24 protein-coding genes are annotated in these 24,354 nt (G+C 52.9%); 5 read left to right on the top strand and 19 right to left on the bottom strand.

Features of this window, described 5'->3' with window-relative positions; translation table 11 throughout:
• Position 1: 1 nt before the first annotated feature.
• Genes cheB through tar form a run of 4 tightly spaced genes read right to left on the bottom strand, consistent with a single transcriptional unit; the run spans position 2 to position 5,236 of the window.
• Positions 2-1,051 (bottom strand): protein-glutamate methylesterase/protein glutamine deamidase, encoded by a 1,050-nt coding sequence (gene cheB, locus OGX84_RS13300; RefSeq protein WP_012131966.1) that lies wholly within the window; start codon positions 1,049-1,051, stop codon positions 2-4.
• Positions 1,048-1,914 (bottom strand): protein-glutamate O-methyltransferase CheR, encoded by an 867-nt coding sequence (cheR, locus tag OGX84_RS13295; RefSeq protein ID WP_134769323.1) that lies wholly within the window; start codon positions 1,912-1,914, stop codon positions 1,048-1,050. The genes cheB and cheR overlap by 4 nt, the downstream gene beginning before the upstream one ends.
• Positions 1,915-1,933: 19 nt before the next feature.
• Positions 1,934-3,535 carry a methyl-accepting chemotaxis protein IV gene (tap, locus tag OGX84_RS13290; RefSeq protein ID WP_286458068.1) on the bottom strand — a complete coding sequence of 534 codons (1,602 nt, stop codon included), beginning with the start codon at positions 3,533-3,535 and terminating at the stop codon, positions 1,934-1,936.
• Between the two features lie 42 nt (positions 3,536-3,577).
• A complete protein-coding gene (gene tar, locus OGX84_RS13285; RefSeq protein ID WP_112001991.1) occupies positions 3,578-5,236 on the bottom strand; it encodes a methyl-accepting chemotaxis protein II in 1,659 nt (552 codons plus the stop codon).
• Positions 5,237-5,640: 404 nt separating this feature from the next.
• Here tar and OGX84_RS13280 point away from each other — a divergent pair, with 404 nt between their 5' ends.
• The gene (locus tag OGX84_RS13280) at positions 5,641-6,909 is read left to right on the top strand and encodes a dicarboxylate/amino acid:cation symporter (protein WP_012131961.1); all 1,269 of its coding nucleotides are present in this window, start codon (positions 5,641-5,643) and stop codon (positions 6,907-6,909) included.
• Between the two features lie 158 nt (positions 6,910-7,067).
• Here the strand turns inward: OGX84_RS13280 and cheW are convergent, their stop codons facing one another.
• The 6 genes from cheW to flhD form a co-directional block, all read right to left on the bottom strand.
• Positions 7,068-7,571 carry a chemotaxis protein CheW gene (gene cheW, locus OGX84_RS13275; protein WP_024130249.1) on the bottom strand — a complete coding sequence of 168 codons (504 nt, stop codon included), beginning with the start codon at positions 7,569-7,571 and terminating at the stop codon, positions 7,068-7,070.
• Positions 7,572-7,592: 21 nt separating this feature from the next.
• Positions 7,593-9,626: a chemotaxis protein CheA gene (cheA, locus tag OGX84_RS13270; RefSeq protein WP_112001990.1), complete on the bottom strand. Its 2,034-nt coding sequence runs from the start codon at positions 9,624-9,626 to the stop codon at positions 7,593-7,595.
• Between the two features lie 4 nt (positions 9,627-9,630).
• Positions 9,631-10,557, bottom strand: coding sequence for a flagellar motor protein MotB (gene motB, locus OGX84_RS13265; protein ID WP_012131957.1), 927 nt, complete (start codon positions 10,555-10,557; stop codon positions 9,631-9,633).
• A complete protein-coding gene (gene motA, locus OGX84_RS13260) occupies positions 10,554-11,444 on the bottom strand; it encodes a flagellar motor stator protein MotA (RefSeq protein ID WP_047463125.1) in 891 nt (296 codons plus the stop codon). Before motA ends, motB begins: the two co-directional genes overlap by 4 nt.
• A 124-nt stretch (positions 11,445-11,568) precedes the next feature.
• Positions 11,569-12,147, bottom strand: coding sequence for a flagellar transcriptional regulator FlhC (gene flhC / locus OGX84_RS13255; RefSeq protein ID WP_024130246.1), 579 nt, complete (start codon positions 12,145-12,147; stop codon positions 11,569-11,571).
• A gap of 2 nt (positions 12,148-12,149) precedes the next feature.
• A complete protein-coding gene (gene flhD / locus OGX84_RS13250) occupies positions 12,150-12,500 on the bottom strand; it encodes a flagellar transcriptional regulator FlhD (protein WP_024130245.1) in 351 nt (116 codons plus the stop codon).
• A gap of 793 nt (positions 12,501-13,293) precedes the next feature.
• Between flhD and uspC the strand changes: the two genes are divergently transcribed.
• Entirely contained in the window at positions 13,294-13,722 is a 429-nt protein-coding gene (gene uspC, locus OGX84_RS13245) for a universal stress protein UspC (RefSeq protein WP_012131952.1), read from the top strand.
• A gap of 6 nt (positions 13,723-13,728) precedes the next feature.
• Here the strand turns inward: uspC and otsA are convergent, their stop codons facing one another.
• From otsA to OGX84_RS13215, 6 genes are all read right to left on the bottom strand, one after another.
• Positions 13,729-15,150: an alpha,alpha-trehalose-phosphate synthase gene (gene otsA / locus OGX84_RS13240; RefSeq protein ID WP_112001989.1), complete on the bottom strand. Its 1,422-nt coding sequence runs from the start codon at positions 15,148-15,150 to the stop codon at positions 13,729-13,731.
• The gene (gene otsB, locus OGX84_RS13235) at positions 15,125-15,928 is read right to left on the bottom strand and encodes a trehalose-phosphatase (protein ID WP_024130243.1); all 804 of its coding nucleotides are present in this window, start codon (positions 15,926-15,928) and stop codon (positions 15,125-15,127) included. The genes otsA and otsB overlap by 26 nt, the downstream gene beginning before the upstream one ends.
• 165 nt (positions 15,929-16,093) lie before the next feature.
• Entirely contained in the window at positions 16,094-17,080 is a 987-nt protein-coding gene (araH, locus tag OGX84_RS13230; protein WP_112001988.1) for an arabinose ABC transporter permease AraH, read from the bottom strand.
• 15 nt (positions 17,081-17,095) lie between these two features.
• Positions 17,096-18,610, bottom strand: a complete 1,515-nt coding sequence (gene araG / locus OGX84_RS13225; protein ID WP_058669288.1) for an arabinose ABC transporter ATP-binding protein AraG — start codon at positions 18,608-18,610, stop codon at positions 17,096-17,098.
• A 114-nt stretch (positions 18,611-18,724) separates the two neighbouring features.
• Positions 18,725-19,714 (bottom strand): arabinose ABC transporter substrate-binding protein AraF, encoded by a 990-nt coding sequence (araF, locus tag OGX84_RS13220; protein WP_112001987.1) that lies wholly within the window; start codon positions 19,712-19,714, stop codon positions 18,725-18,727.
• A 318-nt stretch (positions 19,715-20,032) separates the two neighbouring features.
• Complete coding sequence (locus OGX84_RS13215) at positions 20,033-20,590, bottom strand: DJ-1 family glyoxalase III (protein WP_047463114.1); 558 nt, start codon at positions 20,588-20,590, stop codon at positions 20,033-20,035.
• Between the two features lie 486 nt (positions 20,591-21,076).
• Between OGX84_RS13215 and OGX84_RS13210 the strand changes: the two genes are divergently transcribed.
• Complete coding sequence (locus tag OGX84_RS13210; RefSeq protein WP_012131943.1) at positions 21,077-21,580, top strand: non-heme ferritin-like protein; 504 nt, start codon at positions 21,077-21,079, stop codon at positions 21,578-21,580.
• 62 nt (positions 21,581-21,642) lie between these two features.
• Here OGX84_RS13210 and yecJ read toward each other — a convergent pair whose 3' ends face one another.
• Together yecJ and OGX84_RS13200 are read right to left on the bottom strand one after the other, a co-directional pair.
• Complete coding sequence (gene yecJ, locus OGX84_RS13205) at positions 21,643-21,894, bottom strand: DUF2766 family protein YecJ (protein ID WP_012131942.1); 252 nt, start codon at positions 21,892-21,894, stop codon at positions 21,643-21,645.
• Positions 21,895-22,005: 111 nt separating this feature from the next.
• Positions 22,006-22,644 carry an RpiB/LacA/LacB family sugar-phosphate isomerase gene (locus tag OGX84_RS13200; protein ID WP_049010098.1) on the bottom strand — a complete coding sequence of 213 codons (639 nt, stop codon included), beginning with the start codon at positions 22,642-22,644 and terminating at the stop codon, positions 22,006-22,008.
• A gap of 259 nt (positions 22,645-22,903) precedes the next feature.
• Between OGX84_RS13200 and OGX84_RS13195 the strand changes: the two genes are divergently transcribed.
• Together OGX84_RS13195 and ftnA are read left to right on the top strand one after the other, a co-directional pair.
• Positions 22,904-23,239: a YecR-like family lipoprotein gene (locus tag OGX84_RS13195; RefSeq protein ID WP_112002102.1), complete on the top strand. Its 336-nt coding sequence runs from the start codon at positions 22,904-22,906 to the stop codon at positions 23,237-23,239.
• A 193-nt stretch (positions 23,240-23,432) separates the two neighbouring features.
• Entirely contained in the window at positions 23,433-23,930 is a 498-nt protein-coding gene (gene ftnA / locus OGX84_RS13190; RefSeq protein ID WP_012131939.1) for a non-heme ferritin, read from the top strand.
• A 33-nt stretch (positions 23,931-23,963) separates the two neighbouring features.
• On the opposite strand, the gene OGX84_RS13185 is transcribed toward ftnA, so the two are convergent.
• A complete protein-coding gene (locus OGX84_RS13185) occupies positions 23,964-24,203 on the bottom strand; it encodes a YecH family metal-binding protein (protein WP_286458067.1) in 240 nt (79 codons plus the stop codon).
• Between the last annotated feature and the right edge of the window lie 151 nt (positions 24,204-24,354).

The following is a 24,354-nucleotide window of genomic DNA, read 5'->3' as shown; positions in this document are numbered from 1 at the left end:
GTTAAATACGTATTGCCTGTCCGGCACTGATTTTCGCCAGCATCTGCTGGCTTACCTGGCTAAGATCGACCACTTCGCTCACGCCACCCATATTGATGGCCTCGCGCGGCATGCCGAACACCACACAACTTGCTTCATTTTGCGCGATAGTCCAGGCGCCAGCCTGGTGCATCGCTAACATTCCGGCCGCGCCATCGTTGCCCATGCCGGTAAGGATGACCCCTACCGCATTGCGCCCCGCATGTTTTGCGACCGAATGAAACAGCACATCCACTGACGGGCGATGGCGGTTAACCGGCGGCCCGTCATGAATTTTGATTTGATAGTTCGCCCCGCTGCGCGTCAGCTCCATATGCTTGTCGCCGGGGGCGATGTAGGCATGGCCTGGCAACACGCGTTCGCCGTCTTCCGCCTCTTTCACGCTAATCTGGCAGAGCTTATTTAACCGCTCGGCAAACGAACGGGTAAAACCGGGCGGCATATGCTGGGTGATGATCACCGCCGGACTGGAAAGCGGCAGCGGTTGCAGCACATGACGTATGGCCTCAGTTCCCCCCGTCGAGGCGCCAATCGCGATCAGTTTTTCAGAACTGAGCAGCGGCCCCGCTTTTAGCGTCACAGGCGCAGCCATCGGCTTATGCGCCGCCAGGCGAGCGCGTGACGCGGTGCGGACTTTCTCTGCGATCATCTCGCTGTACGCCAGCATCCCCTCGCGAATGCCCAACTGAGGCTTGGTGACAAAATCAATCGCCCCCAGTTCCAGCGCGCGCAGCGTCACCTCTGAACCTTTCCCGGTCAGAGAGGAGACCATAACCACCGGCATCGGACGCAGGCGCATCAGTTTCTCAAGGAAATCGAGACCGTCCATGCGCGGCATTTCCACATCCAGCGTCAGCACATCGGGGTTATATTTTTTGATTAAATCCCTGGCAACCAGCGGATCGGGCGCCGTCGCCACCATTTCCATATCGCTATGGCTGTTAATAATTTCGGTCATGATTTGGCGCATCAGCGCTGAATCGTCAACCGACAACACCCTGATTTTACTCATGCTTTGTCCTTACTTAGCGCATACACCGTCTGTCCGCGCAGGCTAAAGTCGCGCACGAGGTTGCTAAAGTTTTCTGAGTGACCCGCAAACAGCAGTCCGTCAGGCTTAAGGAGTGGAACAAAACGACGCAGAATGTCCTGCTGCGTTGTTTTATCAAAATAGATCATGACGTTACGGCAAAATATCGCGTCGAATGGCCCGGGAACGTTGTACTGTTTATCCAGCAGGTTGAGGGTGGAAAACTCAACGTAATTAGCCAGTTCCTGTCGCACGCGCACCAGCCCTTCATGCGGGCCTGTACCGCGCATGAAATAACGCTGCAACTGTTGTGGCGACAGCGTTTTCAACTCGTCCTGACGGTAAATCCCGCTTCTCGCCTTTTCCAGCACTTCGGTGTCGATATCGCTGGCGAAAACTTTCCAGCGCCCCGGCGCCATCCCTAAGGCATCCGCCAGCGTAATGGCGATGCTGTAGGGTTCCTCTCCGGTAGAGGCCGCCGCGCTCCACACACGGTATTCCCCGTTGCGGCGACGCGCGTGCTCCGCCAGTACCGGGAAGTGATGCGCTTCACGGAAGAAGGCCGTCAGGTTAGTGGTCAATGAGTTAATAAAAGCCTGCCACTCAGCGCTGTTCTGGTTGGCTTCCAGCATGCTGAGGTAACGGCCGAAATCATCCAGCCCCAGCGTTCTCAGGCGACGGACCAGGCGGTTGTAAACCATATCCCGCTTGTGGTCCGCCAGCACGATTCCCGCGCGCTGGTAGATTAATTGACATATCCGACGAAAATGCGCGTCAGACAGCGCGAGGCGCTGTGTCATCTGTAACAATAATGACGTTTGCCCGGTGGGCAGCGATGATGTCATAGCGCCTTCTCAATCACATTCAGGATACAACGGGTACCGCTTGCGGCGGCGCCGACTCTTGTTGTGTTACGACTTGCTCTTCAAGCTTAAATACCGCGACACGGGCAGAGAGATGGTCTGCCTGGCTCGCTAACTGGTCGGTGGCGGCGGCGGCTTCTTCGACAAGCGCGGCGTTTTGTTGCGTCACCTGATCCATCTGGCTGACGGCTTGCGCCACCTGCTCAATTCCTCGGCGCTGTTCATCGGAGGCCGAGGCGATTTCGCCCATAATGTCGTTCACCTGGGTTACCGAACTGACGATCTCCGTCATGGTATTCGCGGCGGTGTCCACCAGTTGCGATCCCTGATGCACACGGTTTACGGACTCCTCAATCAATCCTTTAATCTCTTTGGCCGCCTGTGCGCTACGGCTCGCCAGGTTACGCACTTCGCCTGCGACAACGGCAAAACCGCGCCCCTGCTCACCGGCCCGCGCCGCTTCGACCGCCGCATTCAGCGCCAGAATATTGGTCTGAAACGCAATGCTGTCGATAACGCCGATGATGTCGCCAATTTTCTGCGAACTGGCAGCAATATCCTGCATTGTGCTGGCCATACGCGAAGCCTGGTCGCCGCCTTTTTTCGCGGTATCCGCCGCGCTTTTCGCCAGACCGGAGGCCTGACGGGCGTTATCGGCGTTCTGCCCGACCGTTGCCGTTAGCTGCTCCATACTGGCTGCGGTTTGCGCCAGCGACGCCGCCTGCTGTTCGGTACGCGACGACAGATCGTTATTGCCCATCGCGATTTCCGAAATGCCGGTATGCATCGCTAAACTGCCCTGCCGCACGTCGCTGACCGTTTCGCGCAGCGCCTGCTGCATGGCCTTCAGGCTGGCGAAAATAGCGGAAATCTCGTTGCGCCCATACACGGCGATTGGCCGCGCCAGGTTTCCGTCCGCAATGCTGTCAAAATGGCTGCCGATAATCGCCAACGGCTGAACAATCATTTTGCGTGACCAGAACAGCGCCCCGGTGGTTAACAACGCGGCGACGATCACCATCGTGATAAAAATGATCGCCGAGCGGTGATAATTGTCTTTCCCCTGTTCGCTGGCCGTCTCCAGAACACGGTTGATATTCTGCTGCCAGGTAGTGACGTTGGCGTCAAAGGCGTCCTGCGATGCCTGTACCGGCGCGGTCAGAAAATCCGACAGCTGGTTGCTTTCAAGCCAGGTGGCCTGATGCTCCAGATCGCTATACCACTGCGTATAACTTTTTTCCGTGGCGGCCTGTAACGCTTTCCCCTCTTCCGTACTCGCCCCTGTCGCCATAAAACCTTTAAACACAACGCCGGACTGCGCCAGGCTTTCCCGGGCGGTGGTCATCAGCTGTTTGATATCCTCGGGCGGATAGCTCAGCGCGGTTAACGTCCCGGCTTTATTCAGCGCGGTACTGGCCTGTAATAAAACGGCGCGTGTTTGCGCCAATGCTGCGCGTTGCTGATTACTCTGCTCGACCTGGTTCAGACTCTGAAAACCATCGCGAAATGCCCAAAAGGACAAGCCATTACTGCCAATCTGCAAAACACCGCAGAGGATCAAGATTAAAAACAGCGTGGTCGAGATTCGAATACGATTAAACATCAACGCTCCCATTAGGCGGCAAAGGCCACGATTAAAAGACGATCAAAATGTTTCCCAGTGAGTATCTTGTTCAGTTGCAAGCTGGCGCGGTTGCGCTGTACGCGACGCCGCTGCGGTTGTATTCAGGTCTGTTTTTACGGTTAATGGGCGAGATGCCAGACGAAACGCGGATACCGCCATCGTTAAACGGCTGGCCTGCTCTTCCAGCGCGGCCGCTGCGGCCGCCGACTCCTGCACCAGCGAGGCGTTCTGCTGCGTGACGCGATCCATCTCAGAGACGGCCAGCGCCACCTGATCGATCCCGCGGCTTTGCTCATCGGAAGCCGACGCGATTTCACCCATGATGTCCGTCACGCGGGTCACGGCGTTAACAATGTCTCTCATCGTTTCACCGGCGCTTTCCACCAGCACGGAGCCGGTATCCACCCGCGAAACGGAATCTTCAATGAGCGCTTTGATCTCTTTCGCCGCCTGCGCGCTGCGGCTTGCCAGGTTACGCACTTCCCCTGCCACCACCGCAAACCCGCGCCCTTGCTCCCCGGCGCGCGCGGCTTCAACCGCAGCGTTCAGCGCCAGAATATTGGTCTGGAATGCAATGCCGTCGATAACGCTGATGATGTCGGCGATCTTCTTCGAGCTGTCGGCAATTTCATGCATGGTGTTGACCACGCCATCCACCACTTTCCCGCCGTGTTGCGCGGTGTCGGAGGCGCTTTGCGCCAGGTGCGACGCCTGACGGGCGTTGTCGGCGTTCTGTTTCACCGTCGCGGTGAGCTGTTCCATGCTGGCAGCCGTCTCTTCCAGCGCCGATGCCTGCTGCTCGGTACGGGAGGAGAGATCGGTGTTGCCCGCAGCGATTTCGCTGGTGCCGGAATAGATGGCGTCAGACCCTTCACGTACCTGAGTCACCGTCTCTATCAGCGAACGCTGCATATGATCAACAGTTCCCGCCAGTTCGCCGATCTCATTGCGCCCGGAGACGGTCAGCGTATTGGTCAAGTTGCCGCTGGCGATATCACGAATATGGGCAATCACTCGCGCCAGCGGATTCAGCAAGGTATGACGAATGCCGTACCACACCACAACCAGAATCAGCACCAGGACAACGGCCAGAATACCCAATTGCCACTGGGCAAAATGGTAGTCACGCGCGCTCTCATCAAACGCCTTGCTGTACAGTTTTTCGCTCACGCCAGCGTATTTGCCCAGCGCTTCGCCAAGTGCGTTCTGCATCCCCTGGGTTGGCTGCGCGAAGTAGGCATCCATGTTGCCGTTTTCGAGGAACTGAACCAGTTCCTCCAGCGCCGCATGGTATTGCTGGTATTTTTCATCCACATTGCCGCTGGCTTCCGCCATCTCCGGCAGCGGATTGATATTTTTGAAGTTGGCATAATGCGTTGCCGCCTGCTCCAGCGTGCTTTTAGCGTTTTTCAGCAGGTCGTTTTTCGCGCTGCTCTGCTGATTAGAGGCATCCATCATCATGCGGGCCGAAGAACGGCTCAGGTTAATACGCGTTTGCAGCATGAGATCCCATGTCGAGGTCAGTTCGCTCTGCTGCTGGCGTAAATCATTTGAAATAACAAAACTTTGCTGGTTCTGCTGTAATGACGAAAACAACAGACCACCGGAAACAAGCTGTAGCAGTGCGAAAACCCCCAGCACCATCATCAGCATTGTGACAACGCGGATACGGTTAAACATAAGGCACCTTCCTGAAAACGAGTTATCAACGTTATCGGCACCAGAGAAGAGAACTTTACATTTGCGAAAAGGAAATAGAAGCAGGAAGCGCCGATCGGCAGATCGCGGCTGGCGGTTTTGGGGCGGCAACCAGACATTGACAGAAAAACATCATTATTATCATTATATTAACATTCATCACCTTCCTGGACAGTTTGCATTTTGCCGACAAAAACGATGCTTATGTGACTCCGATCACATAAGCACAGCCGTCAGAACACAACAAAATGAATAAATAATAAAAAATAGTTGTATCCCCCTGCGCTTTAATTCAATTTATATGATGAATATTTCAGTGCGACTCAATAAATAAAACAAAAGCGTTACTGACAACAACATGTTAAATCCAGCCAGAGGGCTTTTCAGTGGCAAGTGCAAACAAACTCACGTTATTTATCGTGATCTTCATGCTGGCAGGCATCCTGTCAGGCGCGGTGATTCACTCTTACGCGTCACAGGAGGCGATCGCCGCCTGGTCCGATAACATCACGCTCCTCACCGATATTTTCTTACGGCTCATTAAAATGGTGATTGCCCCGCTGGTCTTCAGCACGCTGACCGTGGGCATCATGCGTCTGGGCGAAACCGCCACTATCGGCCGCGTTGGCGGTAAAGCGATGGTCTGGTTTATCAGTTCTTCCGTGTTGTCCATTCTGGTGGGGCTGTTTATCGTGACGATTGAGCATCCGGGCAGCGGTCTGAATCTGGCAATTCCGGCAGAATCGGTCGACACCGGGCTTGCGGTGGGCGGTATGAGCTTAAAAGGATTCCTGTCGCACACCATTCCGACCAGCATTGCCGGGGCGATGGCCAATAACGAAATTTTGCAGATCGTCGTGTTTTCCATGTTCTTCGGTATTGGCGGCGCGTCGCTTGGCGAGAAATTCAACGCGCCGCTGGTCGCCGCCCTGGATGTGGTTTCACATATTATGCTGAAGGTGACTGGCTACGTGATGTACGTTGCGCCGCTGGCCATTTTTGCCGCGATCTCCTCGGTGATCGCCACTCAGGGGTTGGGGATTCTGCTTAACTACGCGTCGTTTATCGGCGGCTACTATGTGGCGATTCTGCTGACCTGCCTGGTGCTGCTGGCCGTGGGCTATATAGTGCTGAAAAAAGAGGTGTTCCGGTTAGTCAGCATGTTGAAAGATCCGGTGCTGGTCGCCTTTACTACCAGCAGCTCTGAAGCCGCTTACCCGAAAACGCTGGAACAACTGACGAAGTTTGGCTGCTCACGTAACATCGTGTCGTTTGTGCTGCCTATTGGTTACTCCTTTAACCTCGTCGGCTCAATGGTGTACTGCTCTTTCGCGTCGATGTTTATCGCGCAGGCTTATAATATTCATCTCTCTTTTGCGGAAATTACGGTGCTGATGCTGACGCTGATGCTGGCGTCAAAAGGAATTGCAGGCGTACCGCGTTCTGCGCTGGTGGTGCTGGCCGCCACGATTCCGAGCTTCAATATTCCGGTGGCGGGCATTTTGTTGCTGATGGGGATTGACCATTTTCTTGATATGGGACGTTCCGCCATTAACGTGTTAGGAAACGGGATTGCCACCGCGATGCTGGCGCAGAATGAAGGTTTGCTGGAAGAGGACGCGGAAGAGCGCGTTCCGCAGCAGTTAGTGGGGTAATGTATTTGCCGGATGGCGGTGTAAACACCTTATCCGGCCTACATACAGTGATGAGTCATGTGTAGGCCGGATAAGCGAAGCGCCATCCGGCACAAACAGAGAGCGCCTCACCCGTAGGCCGGATAAGCAAAGCGCCATCCGGCACGGGCAGTCAACGGTTATGCAACGTGGGAAGCGGCGATATCAAGCAGCGCCATCTCATCGCTGTTCAGCAGTTTCTCAATGTTCACCAGGATCAACATACGTTCGCCAAGCGCGCCCAGACCGGTCAGATATTCCGTAGACAGGGTAACGGCAAACTCCGGCGCCGGGCGAATTTGCTCCGCCGTCAGCGACAGCACGTCAGACACGCCGTCCACCACAATCCCTACCACGCGTTGTCCCAGATTCAACACGATGACCACCGTGTTATCGTTATACTCAACGTCGCCCTGGCAAAACTTCACGCGCAGATCGACAATCGGCACAATCACGCCGCGCAGGTTCGTCACCCCTTTAATAAAAGAAGGCGTGTTGGCGATGCGCGTGACCTGATCGTAGCCACGGATCTCCTGCACTTTCAGGATGTCGATACCGTACTCTTCATCTCCCAGTGTAAATACCAGGAATTCCTGACCTGACGGCTCGCCGGCCAGTTTGGTTACATTACTCATACCGGTCATATAATTACCTTTCTCACTCAATCAGGCGGCTGTGATCGCCATACGTTGTTCACGGTTTAAACCCTGCAATGCGGAGACATCAACGATCAGCGCCACGCTGCCGTCGCCCAGAATCGTCGCCGCAGAAATGCCTGGCACCTTGCGATAGTTGCTTTCCAGGTTTTTCACTACCACCTGGTGCTGTCCAATAAGCTGATCAACCAGCAGTGCGTAACGGCGACCGCCGCTTTGCAGGATCACCACAATGCCCTGCGTGGCTTCAGTTTTGGCGCCAACGACATCAAAGACTTTCCACAGTTCCACCAGCGGCAGATACTCGCCGCGCACTTCCAGTACGCGCTCGCCTCCGGCCAGCGGGTGCAGATCGTCTTCACGCGGTTGCAGCGATTCCATTACCGCATTCAGCGGCAGAATGAACACTTCGCCCGCCACGCGGACGGACATCCCGTCCAGAATAGCCAGCGTCAGCGGCAGCAGAATGCGAATGGTGGTACCCGTCCCCTGCTTCGACTGGATTTCAACGTGGCCGCCCATCTCCTGGATGTTACGTTTCACCACGTCCATGCCCACGCCGCGACCGGAAACATCCGTCACCTGCTCGGCGGTGGAGAAGCCCGGCGCAAAAATCAACATGCCCACTTCTTCATCGGTCATGTTTTCGTTGACCGCCATCCCCTGAGAGACAGCTTTCGCCAGAATGCGCTCGCGATTCAGCCCCGCGCCGTCATCGGTCACTTCAATGCAGATATTGCCGCCCTGGTGTTCAGCGGAGAGGATCAGATTACCGATCGCATTCTTCCCGGCTTCAAGGCGTGTTTCCGGCATCTCGATACCGTGATCGAGGCTGTTGCGCACCAGGTGGGTTAATGGGTCGATAATGCGTTCAATCAGACTTTTATCCAGTTCCGTCGAGCTGCCGACGAGGGTCAGTTCAACCTGTTTGCCCAGTTTCCCCGCCAGGTCGCGCACCAGACGCGGGAAGCGGCTGAAGACGTACTCCATCGGCATCATACGAATCGACATCACCGACTCTTGCAGATCGCGGGCGTTACGTTGTAACTGACCCATGCTGGTGATGAGATCGCCATGATTAACCGGGTCCAGTTCATTAGAACGCTGGGCCAGCATTGACTGAGTAATCACCAGTTCGCCGACCAGGTTGATCAACTGGTCTACTTTCTCAACCGCCACGCGAATACTGGTTGACTCTCGCTCACGGGCCGGCTTTTCACGCTCGGCGCGCCCGGACTGCGGTTCGCTGGCGGCGACTTTGGCAACAGGAACCACTGCGGTCGGTTGCGGCGTAGTTGCCACGGCAACAGGCTCTTCGACCTGCGCGACCGGGGCTGAGGAGACCGTCTCAAAGGCTATCTGATCGGCTTCAATCACAAAGCAGAGCACCGCAATGATGTCATCTTCCGCAATCGTGCCGTCGAGGGTCGCGGACAGCGAATCCTCGCCTTTCACCACATCCGTTAAGGTGGCCAGGTTGCCCAACTCTTCTTCAAGCAGATCGACTTCATTGGCTTTCAGGCGCGAAAGAACCACGCGCAGTTTGCTCTCTTCCGCGCTGTTTTCCTGTGCGACCGCCTCTTCCTGTATCGCCGTACCGTCGACGACGCTCAGTTTGGCAGCGTTAACCACCGCCGGAGCGGTTTCCCCTTTCGCCTCGAGCGCTAACTGACGTAACGCGTTGCAGATATATTCGAAGCTTGCGGCATCCGGCTCTTCCGAGCTTTTATAGGCGTCGAGCTGTTCCTGCATAATATCTTTCGTTTCCAAAAACAGGTTGATAATGTCGGTATTGAGCTGCATCTCACCGCGCCGGGCTTCATCCAGCAGGTTTTCCATCAAGTGGGTTGTTTCCTGCAAAACGGTAAAGCCGAAAGTACCTGCGCCGCCTTTAATGGAGTGCGCCGCACGAAAAATGGCATTCAGTTGCTCAGAGTCCGGGGCTTCAGGCGCCAAATCAAGCAGGTGCTGCTCCATGTCAGCCAACAGCTCGTCAGCTTCATCAAAAAATGTCTGATAAAAATCGCTAATATCCATGCTCACGCTATCACCTCGGATTGGCTGGTGGCGATGTGGGAACGCTTACCGGCGGGAGTGCCGCTGGCTGTTGTAAGACACTTACCGGCTCATTCTGGCTTTCAGCGTTTTCATGCAAAATGGCCTCTTCTGCCTGCTTGTTCAACACCAGCAGACTTATACGGCGGTTGATGGCGTCATCAGGACCGCGATCGCTCAGACGCATCGTGGCGGCCATGCCTACCACCCGTAATACTTTTCCATCATCCAGACCGCCAACCACCAGCTCGCGACGCGAAGCATTGGCGCGGTCGGCCGACAATTCCCAGTTGCTGTATCCCCGTTCGCCGCTGGCGTACGGGAAATCATCCGTATGACCGGAAAGGCTGATGCGGTTAGGAATACCGTTCAACACCGGCGCAATACCACGCAGAATGTCACGCATGTAAGGTTCAACCTCCGCGCTGCCCGTCTTAAACATCGGGCGATTCTGGCTGTCGATAATCTGAATGCGCAGCCCTTCCTGAACCAGGTCAATCTTCAGGTGCGGCCGCAATGCGCGCAGTTTGGGATCGGACTCAATCAGCTGATCCAGGTCGCCGCGCAATTTGCTCAGACGGCTCTGCTCCATACGCTTTTTCAGTTCATCAATATTGGGTTGCTTGTTCACTTCACCCTGCTGCTGGGTGTAGTCCTCGCCGCCGCCGGGGATCGGACTTTCACTGTTCGCGATGCGATGTCCGCCCGTTATCGCTGTTGCCAGCGGCGTACGGAAATATTCGGCAATTTGAATCAATTCTTTAGGACTGGAGATAGAAATCAGCCACATGACGAGGAAAAAAGCCATCATCGCCGTCATAAAGTCGGCGTAAGCAATTTTCCAGGAGCCATGCGCCCCGCCGTGACCCTTATGTTTCCGCCGTTTTACGACGATAATTGGATGGGGCTGATTCTTCATGCTTCCTCGGTCGTCGTCTGCTGCTGGTTCGGGTTTCTCACTGCGCGTACGTGCTCTTCCAGCTCAATGAACGAAGGTCGTTCGCTGGAATACAATGTTTTACGACCAAATTCGACGGCGATCGGCGGCGCATAACCGTTCAGGTTAGAAAGCAGTGTGATTTTTACGCACTGCATCATTTTGGTGGTTTCAGCGCTCTTTTGACGCAGCACGCTGGCGAGTGGCGAGATAAACCCATAGGCCAATAAAATCCCGAGGAATGTCCCCACCATCGCATGGGCGATCAGCGCCCCCAGTTCAGCCGCCGGACGATCGGCGGAAGCCAGCGCATGGACAACCCCCATGACCGCCGCAACGATACCAAATGCCGGTAATGAATCGCCCATCAGCGCCAGGCTGTTGGCAGGAACTTCCGCCTCGCTTTCGTGGGTTTCAATTTCCTCATCCATCAGCGCCTCAATTTCAAAGGTATTCATGTTGCCGCTGATGATCAGGCGCAGATAATCGACGATAAAATCAAGCATGACCGCGTCGGCCAGAATACGCGGATAGCTGGCAAAAATTTCACTCTCTTTCGGGTTTTCAATGTCACGTTCCAGCGAGAACATCCCCTGCTGGCGTGATTTGGCCATCAGGCGATAGAGCAACGCCAGCAAATCCATGTACATCGCTTTTGTGTATTTCGAACGACGAAACAGTAACGGGATCGCCTTTAACGTCCCTTTGATCGCTTTGCCGTTGTTACCGACAATGAATGCCCCGATCCCCGCACCACCGATGATGACGAATTCAGCCGGTTGATAGAGTGCTCCAAGGTGTCCGCCGGTCATCATGTAACCACCGAAAACTGTACCGAGAACTACCAGGTAACCTAATAAGATAAGCACGACATCATCCTTCCGCTGTTGACTAAAACAGGATGTACAGTCGGGCGAATAACACGTCGGCAAGGCAAAAAAAAGCAGCGGTAATCACTTACCGCTGCTGGAGTGTTTGTCCACACCGTATCGGTTAAACAGCCTGTTCGATCTGTTCATCCAGCAGTTGTGGAATAATATCGGCAGCATTTTGGGAAAGTTTACGTCTTTTTACTGCGCGGGACGGCGGCTGGCACAAACTACAGGCAAAACTCCCCGCAGGCTGATGCGCATGGGTAATAAAATTCCCGCCACAGCAATTACAGGTCGATAATTCAAGCAGCCCGCTTTCCACGAAACGCACCAGCGTCCATGCGCGTGTTAACGCCAACAATGGCCCGTCTTCCGCCTGCGGGCACTGTTCCAGATACAGACGGTACGCTTTAATGACCGCATCCACGCCGCTGCACAGACCGGTTTTGAGTAAGAACTGCCAGGCGTTGCAAAACATGGAGGCATGAATGTTTTGCTCCCATGTCATAAACCAGTCCGTTGAAAAAGGAAGCATACCTTTTGGCGGAGGACTGCCGCGTAACTCTTTGTATAATTTGATGAGGCGACCACGACTTAACTGCGTTTCGCTTTCCAGCATTTGCAAACGGGCGCCCAAAGAGATCAATTCCATCGCTAACTGGATATCGCGAGCTTCCTGAACAATGCTTTTTTCACTCATCATCAAGCCCTTTTCTTACGCGCCGCATCATCGGCCTGATTCACATCGTGTAACAGGCGTGTTGAAAGCATGATACCGGTATGAATTTGCTGAAGATCGTCAACGCGAGAATCCTGGGTCAGCTGGGTAACTGTCTGGTGGTTGTCAAAACGGAAATGACATACCAGCTGGTTCGTTTCGGCCAGTTTAACCATTTGTGGAAGAGTCAGAGTACCCAACGTGTTCGCCATCTCTTCACTGATACCAAGGCGGAACATCGCGGATGCTTTGTCCTGAACGATCAGACGCTGTGCAAGGAGTAAATATGACAGATTGATGTCATAAATGTGTTTCAGCAACTCGGATGTATGCATTGTTCCCATCCAGAATAACCAACTTTATTTTTATGCGGTGTAACCGCACCCCGTGATGTCGCCGGGAATCCCCGGTAAAAAAAGCAAAAAGGTCAAATGCATAGCCACGCCCAGGCACCGATGCATACAGTAAAACCCCCCTTAATGGGGTGTCAGGTTTTTACACGTTTACATGATTTATTACAAAATGCCTAAGATTTTTCCTAATTCGACGCAACTCTACTCGTCAGCACGAACACATACAACGGAGCCGGGCTGCGAATTTGAGAAATATGTGATCCAGATCACATAAATCATCCAAATACTTAACATAAATCCATCAGTTGAACTTTTATTTTGATTATTTTTTAGCCTTTCGTTCAGTTTTTCTATTCCAGATACACGAATATGTGCGTAAATAATCACTCATGCGGTATGTTTAGCACCGTTAAAATAACATCTGAAAATATCCCCCTTTCTGAATATTCCTGTCGGGGACATAAAATAATTTAATCGTTTCTAAACAACCACTTAAATATTAAGCAGGGTTAACCAATAGACGGTATCTATGATGCATAACAAGTTAATTTTTGTTACATCGTAATTAACATTTTGTTTTCATAATTGGTCGATTTAAGTTAAAGCGCGTAATAACGTTTACAATGTGCGTTATGCCACTATTCCATTTATAAGAATAATTAATGAATTATTATGATAACCTTCACACTATCGTCACAGGAAAACATTGCAGAATTCGACTAAACAGAGTAAAGCTGAAGAAGAAACCTCATATTCTTGCAATAAGGAGCGAGTTATGAGCTATACGCATATTCTTGTCGCCGTCGCCGTTACCCCCGAAAGTCAGCAGCTGTTAGCGAAAGCTGTCTCCATTGCTCGTCCCGTCAATGCCCGCATTAGCCTGATTACCCTCGCCTCTGATCCCGAGCTGTACAATCAATTCGCCGCCCCCATGCTGGAAGATTTGCGGGAGGTGATGCATGAAGAGACGCAGGATTTTCTCGACAAACTGAGTGCGAAGGCCGACTACCCGATTGAACAAACGTTCATTACTTACGGGGAGTTAAGCGCGCATATTCTGGATGTGTGTCGTAAGCAGCAGGTGGATTTGGTCATTTGCGGCAATCATAATCACAGCTTCTTTTCGCGAGCGTCCTGCTCAGCGAAAAGTGTCGTTAGCGCCAGTGAAGTTGATGTATTGCTGGTCCCGCTTGCCGGTGATTAGCGGGCGTCAGGCAAGCTTTGGGAAGGTGGCGACCTTATTGCGATGCAGCGTTTCAGCGCTACGTGGCGCGACATCCTTTAGGTCGCGAATAAACCGTTGCTGCCAGTGATTAATATCATTTTTAATAATCGTCTCAAGCATTTCCGCGTGGCGTGAAATACGTTCGGCAAGCGGCATGGTCAACGCGCGGTGGAGCGCTACGGCCACATCATCCCGATCATAAGGGTTAACAATGAGCGCGGACGTCAACTCATTTGCCGCACCGGCAAACTGCGACAAAACGAGAACGCCGGGATTTGCCGGGTCCTGCGCGGCGACAAACTCTTTCGCGACCAGATTCATGCCATCCCGCAGCGGGGTCACTAACCCGACATCCGAGTAGCGGAACACCTTCATCAGCAACTTGCGATCAAAGTGCTGGTTAAGATAGTAGAGCGGCGTCCAGCCAAGCTGTCCATATTTACCGTTGATACGCCCTGCTTCCGTCTCCAGTTGATGGCGGATATCCTGGTAAGCCTGCACTTCACCGCGCGAGGTCGGCGCTATCTGCGTATAGCGAATTTTCCCGTGGTGCTGGGGGTATTTCTCCAGCAGCGCTTCATACGCCTGGAAACGCTCCGGTAATCCTTTGGAGTAATCCAGACGCTCGACGGAAAAAATGTTTTGCACATTTTTCAGCTCCGCTTTTAGCTGCGCCAGTTTCGGCGGTAACGGCCCGGAAGCCTGTTGTGCGATCTCGTCAGGTTCAATGCCAATAGGATAGACCTCAGTGCGGAAGGATTTCCCCCATGCCGAATGGCTCTTACTGCCGCACGTGGTTACTCTGGTCTGGCTTGACAGACTGTCCAGAAACGCCAGGCGGTCGTTTTCCGTCTGGAATCCCAGTAAGTCAAAATCACACAGTTGTTCCAGCAGCGTATCGTGCGGCGGCAAGGCATTGAAAATTTCCGGCGTCGGGAAAGGGATATGCAAGAAAAAGCCGATGCGATTATTCACGCCCCGCTTGCGCAATTCACTGGCAAACGGCAATAAATGATAGTCATGAACCCAGATAATATCGTCATCTTTCAGTAAGGGCAGCAGCTTATCCGCCAGCAGCGCATTCACCCGTGAATACCCTTCCCACGCGGGGCGCTGGAACTGCACCAGATCGAGTCGATAATGGAAGGCAGGCCATAAGACCGCATTCGAAAACTGGCAATAATATTCCTCGTAGTCCTGCTCGCTCAGATTAAAAGACGCCCAGGTCATATTGCCTCGTGTGACCTTTTTTAACGGCTTATCCTCGTTGCCCGTCTCGCCACTCCAGCCGAACCACAATCCGCCCGCCGCTTTCAACGCGCCCAGTACGCCAACGGCCAGGCCACCCGCGCCGCCTTTATTATCCGGGGGAGCAATTCGATTAGATACTACGACTAAACGACCCATAGCCATCTCTCCTGTCATTCATTAATTTTTTTTCTTGTTGTGGATTGTTAATTTCTTCCAGCCAGCGCCAGACCTCAGGAACGCCTGCCAGACGTCCTGTTGCCCGGGTCGCCCCGGCACCCACTTTGACTGAAATCCCTCCCAAATTATTGACGACGTCAAAGCCCGCCTCATCCGTCAAGTCATCGCCCACAAAGACAGGGATACGCCCTGCAAATGGCGCTTCTTGCATAAACGCGGCAATGGCCTCCCCTTTGTTCGCGCCTTTCGGTTTAATCTCCACCACGCATTTACCCGGCTGAAGCGCAAGCTGCGGCCATTTCTGCGTAATGTGCTGCGCCAGCGCCAGCAACGTCGCCTCATGCTGCGGCGCCTGCCGGTAATGCAGCGCAAAGGCCATGCCTTTCGCTTCCAGTTCCGCCCCTGGAAGATTTCCCAGCGCGGCGTGCAGCTGCGCGCTGACATCGCGAGCTATCGCCTGCGGAAGGCGCACGATATGGGTATTACCATTGATGTCACGGCGTTCCGCCCCATGCACCCCGGCGAGGGGAAAGCAAAAGGGGGCTGAGAGCGCATCAAGTTCAGCCATTGAGCGCCCTGAAATCAATGCCAGCGCCCCTGCGTTATGCGTCGAGAGGCGGTGTAACAGCTGGAGAATATTGTGCGGCACCACCACCTGATCCGGGTGTGGTTTAATCTCCGCCAGCGTCCCATCAAGATCGAAAAAATAAGCATAGTTTGCGGACAGTTCGGGGGATACGGTTAACGGTTCTGCCACCCTGTTCTCCTCCTTAATCATCGTTTTTGAGGCGCGCGGATCGGCCCCATTAGCCATGTAAGTATAGACAGTGTGACGCTGCTCGCCATTTAGAAAGACAATAGCCAGCCGGGGTAGCGGCTGGCTATCGGGAGGAGCTAAACTAAATAGTTACGGTTTATTTCATTAAACGGTGCGCTTCGCCTTTTGTTTGTAACGGTCGAAGATTACCGCTGCCAGCAGGATTAAGCCGCGCACGACGTACTGCGCAAAGGGGGAAATGTTCAGCAGGTTCATGGCGTTTTCCACCGTCCCCAGAATCAACACCCCCGCGACCACATATGAGATTTTTCCGATGCCGCCCTTGAGGGAGACACCGCCTAATACGCAGGCTGAAATCACAATCAGTTCATAACCAATAGAGGTCATTGGCTGGCCGCTGGTCATACGCGACGCCAGGATAATCCCCGCCGCCGCCGACACCAGCCCGGAGAGAACGAAGATAATGATCTTCGTGCGTACTACCGGCACCCCGGCCAGACGCGCCGCTTCTTCATTCCCGCCAATCGCCAGCGTATTGCGGCCAAACGTGGTTTTATTCAGCAATAAACCAAAGATAACCAGGCACCCTACCGTTAACCAGATCGGTGCAGGTAGCCCAAACCAGTTGGCGTACCCGAGGGTGAAGAAGCGCTCATCTTCAATCCCTACCGCTTTACCGTCAGAGATGATATAGGCCAGACCACGAACAATCTGCATCGTGGCGAGCGTGGTAATCAGGGCGTTGATCTTTAAACGCGCGATAACAAAACCGTTCACCAGTCCGCAAAGTATGCCCAGCAGCAGCCCGGCAGCCACGCCAATACACAGGCTTTCGGTCATATTGATAACCACGGCGGTGGTGACGCCGGCACAGGCAATTACCGAGGCGACGGAGAGGTCAAAATCGCCGGACGCCAGACAAAACAGCATCCCGCACGCCACCATACCCGACATCGAAATCGCCAGCCCCAGCCCCTTCATGTTGATGAATGTGGCAAAGTTAGGCACAAAGATCGCACACGCCAGGAACAGGACGGCGAACACCACCAGCATGCCGTATTGATCCCAGATACGCCCGAAGCTAAACGGCGACTTAGGTGCGCCAGAACCGGATGTAGTTACAGAAGACATCTTACTCTCCTTTACTCAGGCGACAGCCTGGCTGACTTTAGGCATAGCAAGGCTCAGGGCCTGCCGTTCATCCGCCTGTTCGTGAAGTAATTCACCGGCGATCTCACCTTCACGCATCACCACAATACGGTCGGCAACACCAAGAACTTCCGGCAGATCGCTGGAGGCAAACAGCACGGCCACACCGCGCGCCGCCAGCGCGTAAATAACGTTGTAGATCTCGTGTTTTGCGCCGACATCGATACCGCGCGTCGGCTCATCAAGCAAAATGACCTTCATCTCTTCCGATAACCAGCGTCCCAGAATCGCCTTCTGTTGATTCCCCCCGGAGAGATTCATAATGAGTTGCTCAGCACCTGGCGTTTTTATATTGAGGGAGCGAATATGGTGTTCGGCATTGCTCTCTTCCCAACCGTTATTGATCAGGCACCCGCCCAGCACATGCTTACGTCGGGCGCTGATGTTGATATTGTCGCGAACCGAATGCACAGGAATGATCCCCTCCGCTTTGCGATCTTCCGGGCACAGCATCATGCCCGCCGCAATCGCGTGCGCCGGTTTGCGGATATCAATGGGCTGCCCATCAATGAACACCTGCCCTCCGGTGATGCGCGTTCCGCCGAACAGCCCTTTCATTAATTCACTGCGCCCGGCGCCAACCAGACCAAACAGGCCGACAATTTCGCCGCTGCGTACGGATAAGCTGACAGGCGCGCGAACGCCCGGCGCTTTCACCTCTTGCAGCCGCAGCCGCTCTGCGCCACAGGCGCGAGGCTGCCAGCCGTAGATATCGCCGAGATCGCGCCCAACCATCGCCTGAACCAGCGCGTCATGGTTAACCTGCTGCATATCGGTAAATGTTTTAACGTAGCGGCCATCTTTAAACACGGTAATGGCATCGCTCAGTGCAAAGATCTCTTCCATACGGTGCGACACATACAGAATGACGCGCCCTTCTTTGCGCAGTTCGCGAATCACCCGGAACAGGTTCTCGATCTCCCTGGCGGAGAGCGAGCTGGTCGGTTCATCGAAAGCGATAATTTTGGCGTTACGCGCTAACGCTTTCGCAATCTCCACCATTTGCCACTGGCCAATCGAGAGGTATTTCAGCGGGGTATCCGGGGAGATATCCATCCCCAGATGTTGTAACTGAAGACCGGCTTCGTAGTTGAGCAGCGTCCGGTTAACAATCCCCCCTTTATGCGGGAGCTGGCCGAGATAGATATTCTCCGCAACGGTCATTTCCGGCACGAGGTGCAGTTCCTGGTAAATAATGGCGACACCGGCATTCAGTGCAGCCGTGGTGTCGGCAAAGGTCATCTCTTGCCCACGGATCGCCAGCGATCCCGTGGTGGGCGCATAGTTGCCGCTGAGAATTTTTAAGAGTGTGGACTTCCCGGCGCCATTTTCGCCCATCAGCGCATGCACCTGACCGGCATAACAGTCAAAACTGATATCCGTCAGCGCCTTAACGCCAGGGAACGTTTTCCCGATGCCGCGAAATGAGAGATATGGGGTGGGCTGTTGCATAACGTCTCCGTGAGTCAGGATTTTGCCGGATGACGGCGTTGCCTTATCCGGCCTACTGAATACGCAATTCGCAGGCCGGATAAGCCGTTTTCGCGTCACCATCCGGCATTTGTGTTACTTGCCGCCTAAACCTTTTTTCGCCAGTTCTTCTTTGAAGTTGTCACGGGTGATCAGCACCACGTCGGTCACTTCAGTGAATTTTGGCGGTTCCGCATCTTTGGTTACCCAGTTGTAGAGCATTTCACTGGATTTATAGCCGTGTACGTCCGGGCTGGGCAGCAACGAGCCGTAGAATCCTGTCGCCTGCGCTTTTGACAGTTCACTGATCGCATCCACACCGTTAATGCCGATGCCGATAACGTCCGCCGCCTTAAAGCCCTGACCTTCGGTGGCGCGCACGCCGCCCAGCACGGTGTTGTCATTCATGCCGACAATCAGCCAGTGTTTCACTTCAGGGTGTTGAACCAGCATAGAGTTAGCGGCATCGAATGCGCCGGGAATATCATTGGATTTCGTTGGAACCTGATAGATCTGTTTTTCCGGGAAGCCCGCAGCTTTCAGCGCGTCCATCGAGCCGGATGTGCGGCGACGCGCGGTATCCAGTTCATTAGCGGTAATCGCCATCACCGCCGTTTCCTTCACATCCCAGCCGCGGTTTTGCATCTCCTTATACAGCTCCTGCCCCTGGCGCTCGCCAATTTTCGTGGCCGCCATCATCACCAGCGGTACGGTGTCCATTGGCTTACCTTTCGCGTTGACGAACTGATCGTCCACGGCGATCACCTTCATGTCATACCCACGCGCTTTTGCAACGATTGCTGAACCCAGTTTCGGGTCCGGGGTACAAATAACGAAGCCTTTTGCCCCACTCGCCGCCAGGCTGTCGATGGCGTTCAGGGTTTTCTCACCGTCCGGCACCGCAATTTTAATGACCTCAAAACCCAGATCTTTCCCGGCTTTATCGGCAAATTTCCATTCTGTCTGGAACCAGGGTTCCTCCGGTTGTTTCACCAGAAAACCGAGCTTCATGGTTTCAGCGATAGCGGATTGTGACATAACGGCAGCCAGACCGATGGCTGCCAGCGCTTTAGTAAATTTGTGCATGGTTAACTCCAGCTTTAGCGTTCTTTTATGTAGGGTAAAATCGAACGATTCTTTGTAATTTAGCCGTAAAACAAGGTATTACCTTAAAAGCCAAGGATTGATACCCGTGCTGGTGTTAGTTGTAGCGGGAAATTGATTCTCCATAGGAGAGCGGCATCACACCGCAGAATTACAGTAATTGCGTACATAAATTCAGCGGAAAATGACATAAAAAAAGAAGGTTTTGTCAGACAAATAAAAAAGGGGTAGCAGATTAGTCCATAACATCAGCCAGCAAATCCTTGTCCCCGAATGCAGGCGCATCCGGGGAAATATGCTTTACCAGGCATAGTAAATATGATCGGCATGATCGCGAACAGAAGCGTCATCCCCTGACAGACGAGCAGCCAACGTCAGCGCAAAATCAAAAATATGCCCTAACCCTTTGCCGCTCAAGAGATTGCCATCTTCCACAACCGGCGCATCAACATATTCACCGTCAGTCACATTTTCCCATAGGTCGCCAGAGCAGACGTAACGGCGCCCTTTCAGCAGACCATTGCCCCCCAGCACCCGCGCTGCGGCGGAGCAGACCGGACAGATCAATTTACCCGCAGCGTCATGGCGGGAAACGAAGTCGATCACCTGCGCGCTGGCGGCCAGATTAGCGCTCCCCTGCGGGCCGCCGGGCAAGACGATGGCGTCATACAACGTGTCCAGACGCCCGGCGAGGGTGTTGTCCGCAACCATTGGAATGTCGTGATAACTCACCACCGCGCGAGATTCCGCGCAGGCCAGCGTTTCAACATCAATATTCAGGCGACGCAGAATATCAATAGTGACCACGGCTTCTGCTTCTTCGAATCCTGGCGCCAGCAGGACAGCGACCTTTTTCATTTACGACTCCTCGCTTTACTCGTGTTAATCACACCGAAATGACAAATTGTTCATTCGGTTATATTTAAAAAATGGGCAAAAATGATCTGGCGCAAAAAACGTTGTCGATAATTTCGGCCAGAACTGTTTCGCCCGCTAATTATTCGATCCTAACACGCCGGTGTATTTTCTTTTGTGATATGAAACATCATTTCAAAAATAAATATCAAATTAAAATCACGTAAAATCAATCATATATATCAACACTCGTTATATTCTTACATTCGCCGTCAGCGATATACCTTCAGCAAACTGTAAAAAAATATAAACATTGGGATTTAAGGATTTTCTTATAGCCGTACTGGCGCTATGCTTATTTTCGATCGGCAACGGAATCAGCTTTTTGATCACATAAAGGACCGGCAGAACGGATTTATTCTGCTAACAGTATTCATTGCGCATACATGAGTAACGCGCATCACCCTTTCTGGAAATAAGGATATTGATATGGCGACAGCTGGAATGGTTCATAAGCTCAACACCCAAATGAACCTTGAGTTTTACGCATCTAACCTCTACCTCCACCTGAGCGACTGGTGTTTTGACCACAGTCTGACCGGCACGGCGACCTTTCTTCGTACCCAGGCGCAGGGAAACGTGACCCAGATGATGCGCATGTTCAATTTTATGAAGAACGCAGGCGCCAACCCCATCGTGAGAGCCATTGATGTTCCCGGCGAAGAGTTAACCTGTCTTGAAGAGTTATTTCAAAAAACGCTGGATGAGTATCAGCAACGCGCCAGCACGCTCTCACGCTTAACCGACGAAGCCAAAGCAATGAATGACGCGCCAACGCTCAACTTTCTCCACGACCTGGAAAAAGATCAGCAGCAGGATGGCGTTCTGTTACAGACGATTCTCGATGAAGTTCGCAGCGCAAAACGCGCGGGATTGTGTATGGTGCAAACGGACAAACACTTACTCAACGTCGTCAACTATCAACACCACTAACCGCTATATTGCCACGGCGTTACGCCTCCCGTGCCGGGAGGCTGTTACGCAGTCGCTTTACTTTAGTGCGCTTCGTCCTGCGGCGTGAATTTCAGCTCAATCAACGCAATCGCCTTTTGAATGGCCCGCATAGTAACCGGGTCCGCAGCGGCAGGGTGGCTGGTAAAATCGATGTTTTTCAACTGGCTGGACATCTTCTCCCGAACTTCAACCGGGGCAATAACGTCAATAACATCCAGAATCTGTTTGATAACTAACTGGCAGGCAACAACGTCAGAGACCAGTTCCTGATCGGCGTTCAGTGGTTGGGACATAGTAAGCTCCTTATAGAAAGGCCGCCATAGTACCCATTCAGGAGAAGAAACGGTAGCAAAGCAAACGCGGTAAGCCGGATAAACGCCGCGTTATCCGGCTTACATGACACATTAACCGAGAATGTCGCGAACGAACGCTTCGATCTCTTTATCCTGGCAATTGTCAAAGAAACACTGCTGGAAACGTGGGCCGGAGACCGCCGTTTTCACCAGTTCAGGATCGATGGCGCGCAGCGTATCCAGATAGTTTTCTTTCACCACCGCCGCTTTCACCTGGTTCAGAATGCCCGCGTTACGCACCTGCGGTTCTTTACGTTCTGGTGGATACCCTTCTCCGTTACGGCCGGTGAATGCTTTTTCAAAGATGAAACGCACATTCAACTCCGCGCCCCAGCCAAAGCCTTTTGCGAATGGCAGAGAAAGCGCATTACCGTTGTTAATCTGCGCAAACAGGAACGCATCCGCCGGGTCGATGCAGTAGCCGCACACCACGCCCGGATGAATATTCAGCGACATCAGCGCGCCCTGCCCGGTGCCGCAACCCGTCACAACAAAATCCACCGCTTTGGCGTTAAGCAGAATGCTGGCCATAATACCAAGGTGGATATAAGTCAGATGATGGTCGTTTTCATCGCTCATCCCGACGTTGAAAACAGGGAATCCCTTTTCATCCGCTACCGCTTTAAGCTCGCGATGAATGATGGCATTTTTACCTGCCTGGCTGTTTTCCATCATCAGTGCAATTTTCATTCTGTCTTCTCCTGAATGCGTCGCGGGAAATCCCGCCGTGAGTCGTTGACGTATACGTCACATTACTATCTCGCAAACATACTTTCAAATTTAGTGAAAAATGGTTTTAAAAAATTAAGATGTGCTCACACTTTTCCCGTATCGCACAAAGAGCCGGTGTCGTTGGGATTAATCATGGGCAATTCTTAAGCTATTCAGGCCATTGAATGTCTACTGTTCAAGATAGGATGTGCTGTCACCGGATTCTCAGAGCGATATTATGAAAACCTTTATCCTTGGCCTCTCACTCATAACCCTGACGGGATGTACCCTCACCAAGCAAGCGCAGGTCAGTGAAACCAACCCGACAAGCGGGATTGTCCGCCTCAGTTATAACCAGGCGATGATGCAAACGGCGCGCGCGGATGACTATGTTGCGCACGGTACGGCGACACGCGAATGTCAGCAGATGGGATACGCCAACGCCATCGCATTCGGTCAGCCAGTGTCAACCTGTAGCGTTTATGCCGGTTCGCTGTGCATGAACACCAGAATCACGCTGTCTTATCAGTGTCAGGGCGTAGCCATCCAGCCAATATCCGCTGGCGGGTATTAATATCTTTAGCCAGCATGACGCTGCTGGCTTTAATTATTCTCATTGCATATTTTATATTTAATAGCGTTAATGCGTTTTATTCCCATTCGCATTTTTAATAATTAAATTTATTATTTTACCTTTTGCAAATAATTAAATAACAAATTATAGTGACGCCACATCAACGTATAATGATTCTTTGTGGAGCGGAACCATGCTGAAAACAGAAATGATCGACAAACTGAATGAGCAAATGAACCTTGAATTATATTCTTCTCTGCTCTACCAACAGATGAGCGCATGGTGCAGCTACCATAGCTTTGAAGGGGCGGCAGCGTTCCTGCGTCGTCACGCGCAGGAAGAGATGACGCATATGCAGCGTCTGTTCGATTATCTGACCGATACCGGTAGCTTACCGTGCATCAATACGATCTCTTCGCCTGCTGCCGAATATGCTTCACTGGATGAACTGTTCCGCGCCACCTACGAACACGAACAATTAATTACGCAGAAAATTAATGAACTGGCGCATGCCGCGATGACCAACCAGGATTATCCGACATTCAACTTCCTGCAATGGTATGTCGCTGAACAGCATGAAGAAGAGAAGTTATTTAAATCTATTATTGATAAATTAACGCTGGCAGGGAAAAGCGGTGAAGGTCTGTACTTCATCGATAAAGAACTGTCTACGCTTGATACCCAAAACTAAAATTAAACGGTGAGGCCCCCTCACCGTTTAGGCTCAATGACGGCAGATCTTGCTTTCGTGCGTAGAGAAGCCGTCATCCTTCGCAATAAACTTACCCTTCGCCGCCAGAAACGCCACCAGCTCCGCCGCCGTCATATCAACAGCCGAACAGGTATGAAAACGCGCCTGTTCACCAAAACGCGCCGTAATCGCCGCTTCCAGGCTGGCATTCGAATACTGCTCGCCTGACTCAATCATCATATTCAGCACTTCGTGGCCGTGAATAGAATCCATACATCCTCCTCAATAAAGCCTGTAGCCTACCGGGAGCCGGCGAATACCGCTTTGCGCTAACGCAGGTTTACATGCACAGCCGATGCAATCGTGGTGGCGCATGCCTTCATGCCAATTTTCGTAAACAATGGTATACACATGTTGTAACGGT

It is taken from the genome of Citrobacter sp. CK202 (genome assembly GCF_030333225.1).
Lineage (GTDB): Bacteria > Pseudomonadota > Gammaproteobacteria > Enterobacterales > Enterobacteriaceae > Citrobacter_B > Citrobacter_B koseri.
The sequence above is the reverse complement of the archived record's forward strand: the minus strand, read 5'-3'. Positions and strand labels throughout refer to the sequence as shown.

Coding starts and splice junctions, on each gene's coding strand:
- cheB (WP_012131966.1), bottom strand. CDS start 1,051: ATGAGTAAAATCAGGGTGTTGTCGGTTGACGATTCAGCGCTGATGCGC.
- cheR (WP_134769323.1), bottom strand. CDS start 1,914: ATGACATCATCGCTGCCCACCGGGCAAACGTCATTATTGTTACAGATG.
- tap (WP_286458068.1), bottom strand. CDS start 3,535: ATGTTTAATCGTATTCGAATCTCGACCACGCTGTTTTTAATCTTGATC.
- tar (WP_112001991.1), bottom strand. CDS start 5,236: ATGTTTAACCGTATCCGCGTTGTCACAATGCTGATGATGGTGCTGGGG.
- cheW (WP_024130249.1), bottom strand. CDS start 7,571: ATGACCGGTATGAGTAATGTAACCAAACTGGCCGGCGAGCCGTCAGGT.
- motB (WP_012131957.1), bottom strand. CDS start 10,557: ATGAAGAATCAGCCCCATCCAATTATCGTCGTAAAACGGCGGAAACAT.
- flhC (WP_024130246.1), bottom strand. CDS start 12,147: ATGAGTGAAAAAAGCATTGTTCAGGAAGCTCGCGATATCCAGTTAGCG.
- flhD (WP_024130245.1), bottom strand. CDS start 12,500: ATGCATACATCCGAGTTGCTGAAACACATTTATGACATCAATCTGTCA.
- uspC (WP_012131952.1), top strand. CDS start 13,294: ATGAGCTATACGCATATTCTTGTCGCCGTCGCCGTTACCCCCGAAAGT.
- otsA (WP_112001989.1), bottom strand. CDS start 15,150: ATGGGTCGTTTAGTCGTAGTATCTAATCGAATTGCTCCCCCGGATAAT.
- araH (WP_112001988.1), bottom strand. CDS start 17,080: ATGTCTTCTGTAACTACATCCGGTTCTGGCGCACCTAAGTCGCCGTTT.
- araG (WP_058669288.1), bottom strand. CDS start 18,610: ATGCAACAGCCCACCCCATATCTCTCATTTCGCGGCATCGGGAAAACG.
- araF (WP_112001987.1), bottom strand. CDS start 19,714: ATGCACAAATTTACTAAAGCGCTGGCAGCCATCGGTCTGGCTGCCGTT.
- OGX84_RS13215 (WP_047463114.1), bottom strand. CDS start 20,590: ATGAAAAAGGTCGCTGTCCTGCTGGCGCCAGGATTCGAAGAAGCAGAA.
- OGX84_RS13210 (WP_012131943.1), top strand. CDS start 21,077: ATGGCGACAGCTGGAATGGTTCATAAGCTCAACACCCAAATGAACCTT.
- yecJ (WP_012131942.1), bottom strand. CDS start 21,894: ATGTCCCAACCACTGAACGCCGATCAGGAACTGGTCTCTGACGTTGTT.
- OGX84_RS13200 (WP_049010098.1), bottom strand. CDS start 22,644: ATGAAAATTGCACTGATGATGGAAAACAGCCAGGCAGGTAAAAATGCC.
- OGX84_RS13195 (WP_112002102.1), top strand. CDS start 22,904: ATGAAAACCTTTATCCTTGGCCTCTCACTCATAACCCTGACGGGATGT.
- ftnA (WP_012131939.1), top strand. CDS start 23,433: ATGCTGAAAACAGAAATGATCGACAAACTGAATGAGCAAATGAACCTT.
- OGX84_RS13185 (WP_286458067.1), bottom strand. CDS start 24,203: ATGGATTCTATTCACGGCCACGAAGTGCTGAATATGATGATTGAGTCA.